Origin of the sequence: Psittacicella melopsittaci (assembly GCF_003585925.1) — a bacterium.
Taxonomy (GTDB): domain Bacteria; phylum Pseudomonadota; class Gammaproteobacteria; order Enterobacterales; family Psittacicellaceae; genus Psittacicella; species Psittacicella melopsittaci.
Window position 1 is genome coordinate 29,562 of the sequence record NZ_NRJH01000013.1, and the last position, 15,454, is coordinate 45,015.

At 38.8% G+C, this 15,454-nt stretch carries 10 protein-coding genes; 6 read left to right on the forward strand and 4 right to left on the reverse strand.

What is annotated here, in order from left to right:
• Window positions 1-8: 8 nt before the first annotated feature.
• The 4 genes from CJP74_RS01520 to CJP74_RS01535 all read right to left on the reverse strand — a co-directional run bounded on the left by CJP74_RS01520 (window position 9) and on the right by CJP74_RS01535 (window position 8,843).
• Window positions 9-584, reverse strand: a complete 576-nt coding sequence (locus tag CJP74_RS01520; RefSeq protein ID WP_119496515.1) for an SIR2 family NAD-dependent protein deacylase — start codon at window positions 582-584, stop codon at window positions 9-11.
• A 196-nt stretch (window positions 585-780) separates the two neighbouring features.
• The gene (locus tag CJP74_RS01525; RefSeq protein WP_119496516.1) at window positions 781-1,818 is read right to left on the reverse strand and encodes an oxidoreductase; all 1,038 of its coding nucleotides are present in this window, start codon (window positions 1,816-1,818) and stop codon (window positions 781-783) included.
• A 215-nt stretch (window positions 1,819-2,033) separates the two neighbouring features.
• Complete coding sequence (locus CJP74_RS01530) at window positions 2,034-7,844, reverse strand: glycosyltransferase family 25 protein (protein ID WP_119496517.1); 5,811 nt, start codon at window positions 7,842-7,844, stop codon at window positions 2,034-2,036.
• Between the two features lie 294 nt (window positions 7,845-8,138).
• Window positions 8,139-8,843 (reverse strand): pseudouridine synthase, encoded by a 705-nt coding sequence (locus tag CJP74_RS01535; protein ID WP_119496518.1) that lies wholly within the window; start codon window positions 8,841-8,843, stop codon window positions 8,139-8,141.
• A gap of 59 nt (window positions 8,844-8,902) precedes the next feature.
• Here CJP74_RS01535 and lpxK point away from each other — a divergent pair, with 59 nt between their 5' ends.
• The 6 genes from lpxK (at window position 8,903) to CJP74_RS01565 (ending at window position 15,441) form a co-directional block, all read left to right on the forward strand.
• Window positions 8,903-11,110, forward strand: a complete 2,208-nt coding sequence (gene lpxK, locus CJP74_RS01540) for a tetraacyldisaccharide 4'-kinase (protein WP_119496519.1) — start codon at window positions 8,903-8,905, stop codon at window positions 11,108-11,110.
• Window positions 11,110-12,111, forward strand: a complete 1,002-nt coding sequence (kdsB, locus tag CJP74_RS01545; protein WP_119496520.1) for a 3-deoxy-manno-octulosonate cytidylyltransferase — start codon at window positions 11,110-11,112, stop codon at window positions 12,109-12,111. The genes lpxK and kdsB overlap by 1 nt, the downstream gene beginning before the upstream one ends.
• 94 nt (window positions 12,112-12,205) lie before the next feature.
• Window positions 12,206-12,970, forward strand: coding sequence for an SDR family NAD(P)-dependent oxidoreductase (locus tag CJP74_RS01550; RefSeq protein WP_119496521.1), 765 nt, complete (start codon window positions 12,206-12,208; stop codon window positions 12,968-12,970).
• 107 nt (window positions 12,971-13,077) lie between these two features.
• Window positions 13,078-14,166 carry a peptide chain release factor 1 gene (gene prfA / locus CJP74_RS01555; protein WP_119496522.1) on the forward strand — a complete coding sequence of 363 codons (1,089 nt, stop codon included), beginning with the start codon at window positions 13,078-13,080 and terminating at the stop codon, window positions 14,164-14,166.
• Between the two features lie 17 nt (window positions 14,167-14,183).
• Window positions 14,184-14,843 carry an adenylate kinase gene (gene adk, locus CJP74_RS01560; protein WP_119496523.1) on the forward strand — a complete coding sequence of 220 codons (660 nt, stop codon included), beginning with the start codon at window positions 14,184-14,186 and terminating at the stop codon, window positions 14,841-14,843.
• Window positions 14,844-14,889: 46 nt separating this feature from the next.
• Window positions 14,890-15,441, forward strand: a complete 552-nt coding sequence (locus CJP74_RS01565; protein ID WP_119496524.1) for a DNA-3-methyladenine glycosylase I — start codon at window positions 14,890-14,892, stop codon at window positions 15,439-15,441.
• Window positions 15,442-15,454 lie beyond the last annotated feature (13 nt).

The following is a 15,454-nucleotide window of genomic DNA, read 5'->3' on the forward strand; positions in this document are numbered from 1 at the left end:
TCACAAGGTTATTTTGTGAGGTCTGGATTTTCTGCTATTAATCTTTCTAATAAAGCAGGAAGCTGATGAGCCGCATCTTCTTGAATTTCATAAATGCGACAACCCATACGTTGAGCTATATGACGTAAGTCATTAGCTATAGCCGTATGATAAGAGCAACCTACGACAATAAAAATGTCATTGGCATCTAAGTTAGATACCCAATCAAAAGCCCGTTCATAATTAGGTGCAGGATCACCATAAAGCACAGGTTTATTATGCAGAGTACTTGCATGATCCATTTCATTATCTTCAGGTAAGCCACCATGTAATTCAAGTACTTTTTTAGATCCAGCTTTAGTATGTAAACCATCAATATTCATGGTAATTACAGGAATATTGTATTGAGCTAAAGCATAGTGAGCAGGATTAGGCTCGGCATTTGCCATGCCTGCTTTTAGTTCGGCAATAGTTTGGTTATATTCCTCAGGATGACGTTGAGCAAAACTGCGATGTAAGCGATCGCGAATATCTGGACGCTCCATAAAGGTAGGAATATTAGATTGTTTACTGATTCCTGCCCCAGTAAAGGCGATAATTTTCATAAGAAATTTCCCTAAAATCTTTTGCTAGAGGCTACTAGAAAAAAACCTCCAGTTTTTACCTTTCATTGTACTCCTTTTTTTCCCTAATTGGTATAGGGAAAAGCATAATCTTATGCACTTGAAGGCAAATTTTAAGGCAAATGCAAATTCTTCCCAAAAAAAATACCTTCTTGTTAAAAAACAAGAAGGCAAATATTTATTTTAAACCACGGATGTAGGTATTAATTGGTAAAGGAGCATTAGGTGCATCATGTAATTTATAAGCAGCATTAAGTACCCAGTTAGGGTTAGCAATTAAACCACGACCTATATAAATTACTTGCGCATGCCCTGCACGTAATACATACTCGGCTAATTCTGGCGTATCTAAGAGACCAACAGCCCCTACAGGTAAACCTGCAGCTGCAAACTTAGCAGCATGTAAAGCTTGGTAACCAGGGAAAATTTCTGGTGCTGTAGGGGTAATTCCGCCCGAAGAAATATCAAAGAAAACCACTCCGTCACGATGTGCCCAAGTTAAAACCTGTTGAATATCATCAAGGCTATTACCTGCTGGATCTACTTCATTGGCAGAAATACGTAAATGAATATCTAATTCCGTTTGTGCTTTAATTCCCGTAATAATGCGACGAAAAACTTCGTAGCGTTTTTCTAAACTACCACCAAATTCATCTGTACGGTGATTAGTTAAAGGAGAAATAAACTCACTGAGTAAATAGCCATGTGCCCCATGAATTTCAATAAAATCAAAGCCTGCACTTTCAGCTCGTTTTGCAGCCGCAATAAAGTCGGCAATAAATTTTTCTACTTGCTCAGCAGTTAAAGCCACTGGATCTTTATATTCAGGACTATCAGAGAATCTACCCACAGCCGAAGGAGCATAAACTGTTTCCCAACTTACGCCCTTGCGTCCCGAGTGCCCGAGTTGAATTCCAATTTTTGTATCATAACTATGCACTACTGCTGTTAAACCTGCTAAAGCACGTGCTTGTTCATCGTTCCATAAACCTAAATCAAGGTTAGTAATTCCCCCTTGAGGTTGCACGCTCGTAGCCTCAACCACAATTGCTCCTACCCCACCTGCAGCTCGAGCTACATAGTGATCAAAGCGACGTTGGTCTAATAAACCTGTTCCAGGTTGACTAGAGTACATGCACATAGGTGACATGAAGACGCGATTTTTAAAAGTGTGTCTGCCAATTGTAACTGGAGACATTAGCATAGATTGAGCCATGTATCATTTCCTTTTTTTACATTAACTATGCTATATATTATACTCCTCTTTAGTAAAAAATTTGTGCTTAGGTTTTGTACCTTGAAAATAGTTGGGGAAAATATTTTTTCTTTACCTTACTCAGGCTAAAGAATTTAGTATTATTTTATTTAGTTTTTTTTATTTAGTTGAATTTAAGACAAAAAAACCAGACGCATGCACGTCTGGTTTTTAAATTATTTCCAAATGATTTTACGATTCGTAAAGCAGTAAATAGCTCCCATTTTTTGGTAACCATGGAATAGAGAATCCATAGTATTCACACTATTATTATTGTGAGCTAAGGTTGGAATTGCTAGACGAATACGATCTGGCCAAATATTTAAGAAGTTAGCAAGGTCACTTGCTTGTGCCCCTACTTGATCTAATACTCCTTGTTGTACCGCACGGCAAATAGCACTTTTACGCACTAGGTAACATGCTGAAGAAATCGGACGGTATAACGGGAACTCTACCAGTTGTGGTAAATCTGGAGTTGAGATATAACGCCATGAAGATAAGTTAATTACTTTGGCATTATGTAACTCGATTGGATATACCATATCTGAGTAGATTTTTGGATGTAAAAGAGTAATAGCATCTATAGGTTCATTAGTTGCTTGCTGTAAAATCCGCGTTAAGCGTACTTGCCAATCTGGACTAAAGACTATGTCATCTTCACAAATAAGAACAAAGTCGTTTTGGTCGATTGACTCATCATAAAGAGCACTTAGTAACGCTTTACGGTGAGCTAGAGCAGCCCCTATTTCCCTTGGCGTTGCTGGACGGCGGTTAAATAAGATGAACTTGTCTTGAGCAAAGTTATCATCAATAACCTTTTCACTTAATTCATCGCCACGTACCCCTTCAATACGCTGTACCGAAGCTACAATTGAGGTTTTTAGTTGACTAAACATACCTTCCCAACGGTAAAATTGCGTATCTAAGTTAAGTACTTTAACTTTAAGCTGTTGTAAAGTTTGCGGAGTATTACGGTTATTGGTAATTATCCCTACATCAGCAGCTTGTTGTTCGAGGCGTGGGTAAGCCGCAAACACCGAAGATTTAACCAGATTATCTAACTCTCTTAACTCTTGGAGTTCGATTTCTTTAATCGACATTCCACGTAAACGAGCATTATCTCGATCTAAGCGTTTTAAGTAATTTTCATAGTCGCTCGAAGGACTAATTTTAACGCCAAGATCAAAGTTAACCGTAAGTTTATTTGCTCCTTTACCGCGTTTGCCAGAAATAAAGGCTTCGTTATTGGCTAGTTTACGTTCAACGTAGCGTTGAGCACGACGAATTAACGAACGTCCACCAAAGGCAGCTTTTACTCCACTAATGATTTCTTCTTTCGAAGCACTAACTAGAGCTACCCCCAGATTACCTGTACCTGTAAAACCAAAGGCTTGAGCAATAGTTGCTTTACCACTCGCTTTGCCTGCACCAAAGTCATCTTGTCCTCCTACTGGATCAAAGCTTTTAACTTTAGCTTTAGCTGGAGATCCTGAAGCAAAGTCACCTTCAAAGCCAGCTTTACTTGGATTAGCATCAAAGCTTAAAGTTTTAACGGCAACAGCTTTAAACTCCACCGCTTTAACTTCTTTTGCTTCTTTAACCTGAGCAACTTCTTTGCCTTTACCTTTAGTTTCTTTGCTTGGGAGTTTTTCCTGTTCGTCGTCATCATCGGAGAATAAACCAAATTTCCACCAAGCTCCTTTAGATTTACGTGGTTGTTGTGCTACCACCTCTTCTAAAAGTTTTTGGCTAGCTTGATGATCTTCGCCTTCTTGGTCATCACGATAGTAAGAAGTAGTTTCTACTTGACGATAACTAGTATGCTCCTCATCTCTCCCAAAGTCAGTATCTAAGAAACCAGTGGTTGTAGTTAAACCCTTTCTTTCCTCATCACTGTCTTCGAAAAAGCTTGGCAGCATGCTCACACCTGTCTCTGGAGTATTAGCCACTTCGTTAACATTTAAATGATAAGCTTCAGCTTGTAATACTTTTGCAGGAGTATAACTCGATTTTTTGTGATAAGTAAGAGCAATTTTTGCAACATAATCATCTTGAGTAATTGGTAATTGCGAAATACTTTGCATACCAAAATTATGCTCATGTGCCCAAGAAAGTAAGTCAGATACGCTTGGAGTTTGGTATTGTTGGTTAAATACTTGTACTTGTTCCACTACCTGTTCGAGCGGAAGTTGGCGTACTGGACTTTGAGCTAAGAAAGCTATGCGTTGGTTAGCAGCTACAAGTTGGAGAATTTTACCGATATGCCAATCTGGCTCTTGCCAAATAGCCGCACTTTGACGGATAAGTCCTTTACTGATTACCCAAGTTTGCGGAATATTGTTAAAGGCAAGACTCTCGTTCCCCATTTGTAAATCTAGAGTACGTTGTTGTGGAATAGCTGCCACTGAGTCAAGAATAACTATATCCTCACGAATCTCTTGATGAGCTTGATAGTAAACTAATACTCGCATTAAGAGATCTTGGTTTACCTTATCTAGTTGCGGACGCACGCGATTGAGGTACTCTTGGTGCAGAGCTAAATTAACTTCAGGATAACGATAACCTGTAGCTAAGAAGTTATAACGCGTACTCCAAGGTTCAATAGCTTGTTGTAAAGCCAATAAGTATTGGAACTCTTGGTTAGCTCTATCTAACTCACCTTCAATTAGGTTTTGTAAGGCAGTTACTTTACTTACAAACGCAGGTACTGGGTCTGTTTGTACCGGAACCAGAATTTGAGCATGGTAAGGACGGGTTAAACCTGCTAAAGGACTAAAGGTGTTATAGCCCATGAAGTTTAACTCATTACCAGTTAAGCCCGACTCTGTTAAGAACTGGAGTAAGCGATTAGAATCACGAGGCGTAGTGTCATAGTGATACTCTTGCGCTAAAAGGTTACGGTTAAGGAGTTTAACTCTTTCGCTAATTGGCGTAGTATAAAGTTTAGCGTAATCTAACCAAATACTTAAAGAATCATATTGAATATCTTCTTCAATAATTGCCCCGTCCACTTTTTGGTGTTCGATAGCATGATAAGGCGCCACATGATAGTATTTAGCAAAGAGGTAAAGTAAACGTATACCTGGTAGTACTTCAGGAGCAGCATAGTATAAACGTTGTCCTACAGTTACCACACGATAGCCCAGTTCGAGAGCTTTTTGGCGTTCTTCTTTAATGCGTTCGAGTTCTGCCTGATCAATTTTTGGAGCTTTAATCAGTTGATATGGAAACGGACCATATTTGCGATTGGTAGTTTCAAAAACATGGGAAAGATAACTTTCTACTTTAGCCGAAGCTGGAGTAATAAAGTGTTTCATCCCCAGTTCTTGAGCCATTTCCACATATCTTTCCATTGGCATACTAGCAAAATCAGCTTCGCTATAAACCTTGTCTTTTTCGAGTTCGCCAGTTAACACTTGCATATTTTGTTTGGCTTGATATGCCGTGCGAATTACCTCATGTTGCGAAGCTTTTAACTCTTCCCAGAGGTCGGCTGGAACAAAGGCAAATTTTTCGAACTGAATGCTAGGAGACTGATTATTTTCTTTTTGCACTCGTAAAAAGTGCTGTAATTGCTCACGTTCAAGTAAAGTTAACTGGTTCGTTTGGTTCAGTAACTTAATTAAAGTTGCTTGCGGTTTACCACTCGCTTGTCCAGGAATTACAACCTTAGTACTTGGATATAAGCCAGTCAGAGCATAAGGTTTAGTTACAAAACTCGGCAGGGAGAAAAAGCTTGCCGTTGCTACTTGAGGATAGCTTACTCTATTTCTATCCCAAGCAGGAATACGAGATTTATTAACTAATTTAAATAAGAAGTTATTAGTATAACCGTCAGCCAGAATTAATGGCACATTAGATTCAATTCCCGTAATGTGCTGTTTAATTGACTCAGGTTTTACGTGTTGCTCGAGAACCTGTCCTAAGTAGGCGGTTTCAGCCATACTATTATCAACCGTTGCCGCTAAACGTTTTTTATCACGTGCTTTTTCTTTGGCATCTTGTTGTTTAATCAGGTCAAGAAGCGATAATTCTTCATTATGCTCGTAGTCTTTTACACTAATTTCTTCTCTTTGGCTTTCCACATGCGCATGAACTTTATCAGCTTCACGGTCTTTTTGATGAAGCTGTTCAATAGCCTTTTCAATTTTGGCATTTAAATCTTGCCCATGTTGCATGCGGTCTAATTGACGACGGTTTTTTCGACTGAGACGATTAGTATGCTCGCCTGTTGCCGTTACTGCCGTATTAGCAAACGAAGAAACCTTAGTAATTTGTTCTTCACTTAAAACTTCATAATCTAACGGCGTACGGAAAGCACGTTCTGCTTGCCCACGCGTTAAGAAGTTATTAATGGTATTAAAGGCTTCGGCTGGTAAATGTTGGTGCGTATTGGTAATAAAGATGTAATCATCTTCTTTTAAAACATTATTTGCCAGCACTCGCTTGAAAAGCTCTTTAACACTAAAAGTTAACTCTAGTACCTCAGGTCCTAAACGACGATATGAGTCCTCAAAGTTATCATCACGGTACTCTAAGTTAAAGTCACGTAAGGTAGTAAGAGGACGTAATACCCAGTTAATGTTTTGTGGGGTATTAACTAAAAAGCGTTTGAGTGAGTTATTTTGTTTAACTTCGTAAAAACTTACATAAAAAGCTGGACGCTTATTGTAAATAAAGATCTGTTGGGAGTAATTTAAAATTGGTCGGTTAAAACCAATAATGTTTGGATTAACTTTAGCAATTAACGGGAACGAAGCCGACATTGCTTGGAGCATATCCCAGCTTAATAGAGTTTTTAATTTTGCCCATGCTCTATTAAAACTGTCATTTTCTGAGAAAATCTCTCCCTTAGTTTTAGAATTTTGTTGACTAAACTGAATTGCTTTTTGCACATTAAGTGCCTGTGCCTCTGCTTGTTCAGCAAAGTCACTGTCATTGAATTTTCTTGGGGTGTACTCTGGATCTAAAGCATGCAGAGAACGTAAATTAAGAATATAGCCAGTTGCTCCTCGTCCTTTCGGGTTAGTCTCACCCAGACGACCGTGCATAAACATAAAGTTTAAGCCAAAGTTTTGTGGATCTTTTTGGCTTTGTTCGTTCCACGCCTCAAAAGTTTTTTGCTCAAATGGGGTTACTTTTTCCAGACGACGCCCATTGAAGTGGAACATAAGTTGCTCTTCAACATTAAGACCTAGACTATTTTTAATATAATCTAGCTCCATAAAGCTACGACTATCACGTTGGAAATAACCCATGTTAATTAAGCCGTAGTTAAAACCTTTACTACGAGCATAGGTTATAGCCGCATCAACTTTGATTTTCCAATCGGTAGCTAAACTTACAGTTGGCTCGACAATGGTCGCATGCTCATAGATCTCAGCTTGACCATAAGCTAAGAGCTGTAAGTTAAGTTGGGTTAAACGATAGAGACCATCAAGGGCACTAATAGTTTTAGCGCGTTCATTTGGTACTTGTTTACTTAAATAGTCTTCAAGTTCTTGGCGTACACTTGAAGAAAGTAAGTTTAAAACTGCAGGGTGAACGGTCGCATTACGGTCAAATTTATCAAACCCTAAAATTTTGTTGAGCAGGTTTAACCCCATTTTTGGGGTAGTTAAAATAAGTTGGAACATCGGAAGTTTTCGTAAATCAACAACTTGAATACGATATAAATCCGGATTAGTTAAGACAGGAATAGGGGTTGAAGCGTCTGCTAAGTATTGTGCAAAGTTTTTGCGCAGAGCATCAACATTTATTATTTCCGCAGGATCTTTACCTAGTAAAGAATCAAACTCTTTTGAAGTTGAACGCGCTTCTGCATCAGGTGGTGCATAAGCCAACTCACTCAAGTCTTGGTGCGGATTAAGACGCGTATAACGCTCCTTAGTATCGAGAAGCTTTTGGGCATTAATTAAGTAGGAAATTATTTGCGAAAAGCCCACGAAACTAAGCTGGAGACTTTGATTTAAGTATGGATATTCCATAATAATATTCGGGCAATTATATTATTTATACTATTTTTCTTAGTCTTGTTGTAAAACTAAGTAAAAAGAGCCTAAGGCATTATCTTTTATTATAAAGTAAATGCCCCATTTGTGCCTAAGATAGTTAAATAAAAAAGTCAAGAATGCTTAAATAGCTTTATACCTTGCTAATTAATAAGTATTAAAAAGCAAAGTTAAAGCTAGAGGTAAATTAATACTTAAGTTATTTACTCAAGTATATTAATAAAACTCCTTTATTTATTAGACGTGTTTATAAAGAAAAAGTTTTATTATCTACTCGGGGTTCTCTTGAAATTCGGGAATTAAATAGTCTTGGCTAAAATCAGCTGGAGACTCAAACTCTAACCATTGCCCCGTTTGCGGATGAGCAAAACCTAAATGCCCTGCATGCAGGCAAAGTCTAAAGTAAGGAGCTGACTTATAGTACTGATCGTAAAACTTATCCCCCACAATGGCATGCCCTAAGCTTTGCATATGCACGCGCAATTGATGGGAGCGACCTGTATGAGGCGTTAGCTTTACTAGAGTTAAGTTTAAATAAGGATCACGTTGTAAAACCGTGCACTCGGTTAAAGAGTACTTACCTGTGTCCGTGTAATCTATGCGTTGACGCGGACGTAGAGGCCAGTCACAACCTAGAGGGCGTTCAATATACTGGTGCTCTTTAGCAACCAAACCTCTTACTATGGCATAATAGGCTTTACTAGTTTTACGTTCCCGAAATTGCTTTTTGAGTTCGGAATCAGCAAGCTTAGATACAGCAAGGACAAGAATTCCCGAAGTTGCCATATCTAAACGGTGGACTGCCTCGACAAACTCATACTTTTGTTGTAGACGGGTAACCACACTATCTTGTAAACGCTCATCGACCCCAGGAACTGATAACAAGCCATAAGGCTTGTTAACTACCACTAGATGCTCATCGGCATAAAGAATTTCCATGGGTACATGAGCAGTATTGTATGCTTGTAAAGTCATAAACCTTGTATAATATATAGAGAATTTCTTTTTATCTTTATTATATCATTTTAACCTCTATGAAATTTTGGTATAAACCTAAAGTCAGCTTTCTGGCAGCACTTCTTTGGCCTCTAAGTTTACTTTATAAAAAAATTGTTTACCGCAAATATCAAAAGGACTTAGCTTCGCTTAGCAAACCCAATTCTTTGGCACATAAGCTAAATATTCCTGTGATAGTTGTAGGTAATCTAACCGTTGGTGGTACAGGTAAAACACCAATGGTACGCTTTCTTTTTCGTTATTTACATGTAATGGGATTTAAAGTGGGGGTTATTAGCCGAGGTTACGGCGGTAACTATAAAGGGGTACATCATGTGCAAGCGAGCGATGAGCCTGGGCTCGTAGGCGATGAAGTAGCTATGCAATATGCCTATTGCCAACGTCAAGGTCTAGATAATATTGAGTTTGTGGTAGCACGCCAACGTATTCAAGCGGCCTTAAAAGCTCAAGAACTCGGCTGTAACTTTATTATTTCCGATGATGGTTTACAACACTATTGTTTACCGCGTCATTTAGAAATTGCCGTAATTGGTCCGCTTGGCTTAGGGAATAAACTCTTTATTCCTGCTGGTCCATTAAGAGAAGAGGTAAAACGCTTACGCAAAGTAGACTTTGTGATAAATAACTCCAGTGATCCTAAATTTGGCAGCTATACCATGAGTTATCGTTATCTGGGCTTTCTTGCCGTAAAAGATATAAGTACTTCGCGTTCGCCTGCTTTTAATCTTGAACAAATCCTTTCTTACTGGAATGACTTTTTACAACAAAAGTCACCGCAAAACCTAATTATTTGGCAAGAGTATTTAAAACGTCATCCAGCGTTCATTAGTACTCTAGCTACCCGTTATGAAGGTTGTACTTATCAAAGTCGCCAAGATTATTTAGCAGCTCAGTTTAATCGTCCGGATCAAGTGCTAGCTTTTGATTCTTTACAAAAGGACTCAGCTCCTACTTATGCTCCTAATGAAGGCAAAGTAAGTGAAGAGAAAATAAATCCTAATAGCTATAATCAAGTTACAGCACAAACTACTGCCGAAACAGCAAAAAGCATTAATAAAGTCGCTGATGCTGAGCTAGATCCCGATGATCCACTTTTACTCTCTAAAATCGAAGAGCATGTGCACCTCTTATCTAAAGAGCAACTTAATAAAATCGCTCACAAAATGGCAGATAAAGCCAGTGATGAGGAAAAAGAAGGAAACTTTTTTACTGAGGCACGCCATAAACTGGCGCATGAGTTAAATAAAATGGTCGGAGTTGAGGTGCATAATCAACCCGCTCCTTTTGTTAACTATGCTCAAGAGCTAGAAGCGACGCAAGACCTCGATAACAAGGATGAATTTGCTCAAGCGCAAGAAGATGAAGTTAAAGAGGCTGAACAAGCTAGCCAAGCAAATGGTGCACAAACTCATCAAGCAACCTCAGTGGAGGCAAGCCAAGCAACGACAACTGAGGCTGGACAAGCAACCTCAGAAGAACAAGCAGTAGACACGAGCGCTCTAGTTGCAAAAATTGACCAACTGGCAAGCCAAAGTGTACCTAATCCAACTCATGATCCAATTATGGACAACTTTGTTGGAGATGCCCAAGAGCTCTTTACCTCGGTACCAAAACAACAAGAAGTAAAAGAACAACTAAAAAATCTGGTAAAACAAGCTAAAACTAATCCTGAAACAACTAGCGTAACCGTAAAACAAGCTAAGGTTTTAGAAAAAGTTCAACAAAGCTTAACTTCAGATCAACCCAATCATTTTGCTAATTCAGAAGAGTTTCTCGAGTTTATCGATAAGCAACTTGATCCTGGCGTTCTTTCCTATAAATATCTTTTAGCTAAATCGCGTTCGCTCATTTCTACCGAACATGTGTTGGTTGAATGTATGCAAGCAGTGTTCCCTAAAGTAGCAGCTCTATGTGCTATAGGTTACCCAGAAGGGTTTAGAAAAACCTTAACCGATATGGGCTTTACGGTTGAACACCTTTTTGCCTTCCCTGATCACTATGAATTTAAGCAAGAAGATATAGACAAGCTCCTTAACGAACATCCTGAACTAAGTGAAATACCTTTAATGGTAACCGAAAAGGATGCAATAAAACTGCAATATCTTGATCTTCCGCCTCTAACTTTCTTTATTGAGCGCGAAGGTTATTTTGCTGAACACACTAGATGGCTCGAAAGCCTCAAAAATCGCCTAATTAGCATTTATACTAGCGGAGTAGACAACTAATGAATAGAAAACCTCTTGAAGGCTTAGTATGTCCGATTACTAAACAACCTTTATACCGTTTAGATGAACATCATGTAGCCACAGCTGATCAAAGTCATGTGTATCTTGTGGAAAATGGTATTTTTCGTTTAAAATCTAGTCAACATCACTATCGCATAGTTATTCCATCTCGTTTAGCTTCAACGCGTTTACCAAATAAACCTCTAGCTAAAATTGATGAGTGGAATCTAATCAATACCGTAGTTTACTCGGCATTACAAACTGGCTTAGATGTAATAGTTGCTACTGACTCAGATTTAATTGAGCAGGCAGTAAATGAGTTTACGGCACAACATCAATTAGGCGATCGTGTCCAAGTAGTTTTAACCGATTCGAGCTTAGAAAATGGTACCGAGCGTATTGCTCAGGCTATAGATAAACTTGAGCTTAGCGATGATGAAATTATTGTTAATGTGCAAGGGGATGAACCATTTTTCAATCCAGAGATTTTAAATGATTTAGTGGCTCACTTTGTTGAAGCTGAAACAAAAAATCCGAGCATTAAAATGGCAACTATTGGGCAATTAGCTCATCCTGAAGATGTAACTTCCCCTAACGCCGTTAAAGTAGTTACGGATAAATATGGTTTAGCTCTCTACTTCTCGCGTAACCCAATTCCTTATCCACGTTCGGTAGCCCAAGAACAAATTAAATATATTAAACACGCTGGGGTATATGTTTACCGTGCTAAATTTGTACGTGAGTATAAAGCTTTAGCTATGACACCATTAGCAACTGCTGAATCCCTTGAACAATTAAAAGTTTTAGAGCATGGCTATAAAATTGCTTTAATGATGATTCAAGGACGTGGTTTTGTGGGTGTAGATACAGCTCAAGACCTCGAGCAAGCGCAAAAGATTAAAGCTCAATACTGGCAAACAGCTCCAGGTTCGCCTCAAGCTCCAGATCAAGAATCTTACCGTAAATTCTTAGCTAGCTTTGGCAGTAAATACTTAGATTAAAAAGTTTACTTTTTTCGGGTTAAGGGATTGTCCCTTAACCCCTTTTTTCTGCTACAATAGATAGAGATAAACCCTCTTAAAGGAGTAATTAACTATGGTAATTCTAGTTACAGGGGCAACAGCAGGTTTTGGTAAGGCAATTGCTTTACGTCTGCTCGCTCAAGGACATCAAGTTATAGGTACTGGACGCAGATTAGAAAAACTGCAAGAGCTCAGTCAAGCTTATCCGCAAAGCTTTACCCCTCTAGTTTTTGATTTACAAGACCGCCAGGCTACAGAGCAAGCTTTGGCAAGTTTAAGTCCTGAATTACGTAACAATATCGATGTTTTAGTAAACAATGCTGGTCTAGCTAAGGGCTTGGATCCAGCTTATAAGGCAGATTTTGCTGACTGGCAAACTATGATAGATACTAATGTGGTAGGCTTGGTTTCTTTAACTAATTTAGTTTTACCAACTATGGTAAAAAATCATCGCGGCTACATTATTAATCTGGGCTCTATTGCAGGCACCTACCCATATCCAGGTGGCAATATTTATGGGGCAACTAAAGCCTTTGTCCGTCAATTTAGTCTAAATCTCCGTGCTGATCTTGCAGGTACAGGCGTGCGCGTAACTAACCTCGAGCCAGGTCTGTGCGGTGATACTGAGTTTTCTCAAGTTCGTTTCCGTGGCGATCTTGACAAGGCAGCTCAAGTATATGCCAACATTGACTATGTAACTCCAGAAGACATAGCCGACATAGTTTCTTACTTAATTCATTTACCAGCCCATGTAAATGTAAATAGTTTAGAAGTAATGCCAACGGCACAAACTTTTAATCCTCTCAGAGTTGATACTAAAGATTTTAAAGTAGAGTAAAAAAACCTTGCTTTGTGCTATAATATGGTACTTGGTGTTATATGTTTAACTTATCTCTGATCGTTAAGCTTTACTGAGGCTTACGTCCAGAATCTTTTTATGCAACTATGAAACAAAGTTTAGTCGAAAAACTACAAGTACTAGTTGAACGCTACGAAGAATTACAACAACTTTTAGGTGACGCTGAAGTAATTAGCGATCAAGAGAAATTCCGTGCGTATTCAAAAGAGTACTCTAATTTAGAACCAGTGGTAAAAGATTTTACCCACTGGCAACAGCTAAAAGATGACATAGCTGGAGCTAAAGAACTTCTTGAAGATCCAGATATGGCTGAATTAGCACAAATGGAAATTGAACAAAAAGAAGAAGAACTTGTAAAAATGGAAGATGCTTTACAAGTTCACTTAATTCCTAAAGACCCTAACGATGAATACAATGTCTTCTTGGAAATCCGTGCAGGTACAGGTGGTGATGAAGCTGCTATTTTCTGTGGTGATCTTTTCCGTATGTATTCACGTTTTTGTGAACGCAAGGGTTGGCGTTATGAAGTAATCTCTTCTTCAGAATCTGATCAAGGTGGTTACAAAGAAATCGTAATGCACATTTCTGGGGATATGGTTTACTCTAACCTTAAATTCGAGTCAGGCGGTCACCGTGTACAACGTGTACCAAAAACAGAATCTCAAGGTCGTATCCATACTTCAGCATGTACAGTTGCCGTATTAGTTGAGTTACCAGAAGCAGAAATGCCTGATATTAACCCAGCTGATTTACGTATTGATACTTTCCGTGCTTCAGGGGCAGGTGGTCAGCACATTAACAAAACTGACTCTGCAGTACGTATTACCCATATTCCAACAGGAATTGTGGTTGAGTGTCAGGATGAACGTTCGCAACACAAAAATAAAGCCAAAGCTCTATCTGTGTTAGCTTCGCGCATTCAACAAGGAATTATTGATCAACGTAATGCCGAGGTATCAGAAACTCGTCGTAACCTTTTAGGTTCGGGCGACCGTTCTGATAAGATCCGTACTTACAACTACCCACAATCAAGGGTAACTGATCACCGGATTAACCTCACTTTATATCGTTTAGACGATATTATGGACGGTAACCTAGATCAATTAATTACTCCGATTATCCAAGAGTTCCAAGCTGATCAATTAAAAGAAATGATTGGTAGTGAAACTCTATAAGACAAGAGAAAAGTAACATGAAACGTATTTTATTATTAGGTGCTCCAGGAGCAGGTAAAGGGACTCAAGCCCAAACTATTATGCACTTATTTAACATCCCACAAATTTCAACGGGTGATTTATTACGTGCTGAAGTTAAATCTGGTTCAGAATTAGGTAATCAACTAGCTGATATCTTAAAATCAGGGCAATTAGTTTCTGATGATATAGTTACTCGCCTAGTTAAAGAAAAAGCTGCAAAACCAGAATGTGCTGAAGGCTATTTACTTGATGGTTTCCCACGTAACCTTGCTCAAGCTCAGGCTTTAGAAGCAGCTAACCTAGGTTTAGATTTAGTAATTGAGTTTGATGTACCAGATGATGTAATCGTTGAACGTATTACAGGTCGCCGTAGCCACCCTGCTTCAGGTCGTGTTTACCACGTTAAATTTAATCCACCTAAAGTAGAAGGTCTAGATGATGTTACAGGTGAACCTCTAGTAACTCGTCCAGACGATACTCCAGAAGTGGTAGAAAAGCGTCTTGAAGTTTATCATACTCAAACTGCACCTTTAATTAGCTACTACCGTGAATTAGCTAAAGAAGGTAAAGTTCGTTTCTTAAAAATTAATGGTAACGATGATATCGAAGTGGTAGCAAAAAATCTCCGCGACGAACTTCGTACAGTATTTAACTAATTAAAGCAAAAAAAGAGAAGGCACGTGCTTTCTCTTTTTCTTATATATGGCACAAAATTTTACTACCTGGTGTGAAGTGGAGAAAAATCCTTTAGAAACTTCCTACCATGATCAACGCTGGGCTATGCCCATTACCGACAAGCAAGAACTTTTTGCTTTACTTATGCTCGAATGCCAACAAGCTGGCTTAAGCTGGGCAGTGGTACTAAAAAAAGAGCAAGCCTTAGCCCAAGCTTTTTTAGCTTGGGATCCGCAAGCTCTTGCGCAAATGTCTGACGCTTATATTGAAGAGTTAAAAGACAACCCTGAAATAATTCGTCATACAGGCAAAATTATTGCTATGCGTAGTAACGCTCAAGCTTTTTTACGTCTCGAGCAACAAGGCATAGATTTTAGTCATTGGCTCTGGAGCCATGACCTAGATGCTCAAACTCTGAGCAAGCAACTGAAAAAGTGGGGCTTTAAATTTGTTGGACCTACTACCGCTCAAGCTTATTTAGAAGCAGTAGGAAAGATAAATCCCCATCACCCGCAATGCCCTTGTTATGCTCGTGTAGAGCAAGCCCAACAACCGGTAAAAGCAAAATATCAAGCATAAACAAAAAGAACTC

Coding starts and splice junctions, on each gene's coding strand:
- lpxK (WP_119496519.1), top strand. CDS start 8,903: ATGAAATTTTGGTATAAACCTAAAGTCAGCTTTCTGGCAGCACTTCTT.
- prfA (WP_119496522.1), top strand. CDS start 13,078: ATGAAACAAAGTTTAGTCGAAAAACTACAAGTACTAGTTGAACGCTAC.
- adk (WP_119496523.1), top strand. CDS start 14,184: ATGAAACGTATTTTATTATTAGGTGCTCCAGGAGCAGGTAAAGGGACT.
- CJP74_RS01565 (WP_119496524.1), top strand. CDS start 14,890: ATGGCACAAAATTTTACTACCTGGTGTGAAGTGGAGAAAAATCCTTTA.
- kdsB (WP_119496520.1), top strand. CDS start 11,110: ATGAATAGAAAACCTCTTGAAGGCTTAGTATGTCCGATTACTAAACAA.
- CJP74_RS01550 (WP_119496521.1), top strand. CDS start 12,206: ATGGTAATTCTAGTTACAGGGGCAACAGCAGGTTTTGGTAAGGCAATT.
- CJP74_RS01525 (WP_119496516.1), bottom strand. CDS start 1,818: ATGGCTCAATCTATGCTAATGTCTCCAGTTACAATTGGCAGACACACT.
- CJP74_RS01535 (WP_119496518.1), bottom strand. CDS start 8,843: ATGACTTTACAAGCATACAATACTGCTCATGTACCCATGGAAATTCTT.
- CJP74_RS01520 (WP_119496515.1), bottom strand. CDS start 584: ATGAAAATTATCGCCTTTACTGGGGCAGGAATCAGTAAACAATCTAAT.
- CJP74_RS01530 (WP_119496517.1), bottom strand. CDS start 7,844: ATGGAATATCCATACTTAAATCAAAGTCTCCAGCTTAGTTTCGTGGGC.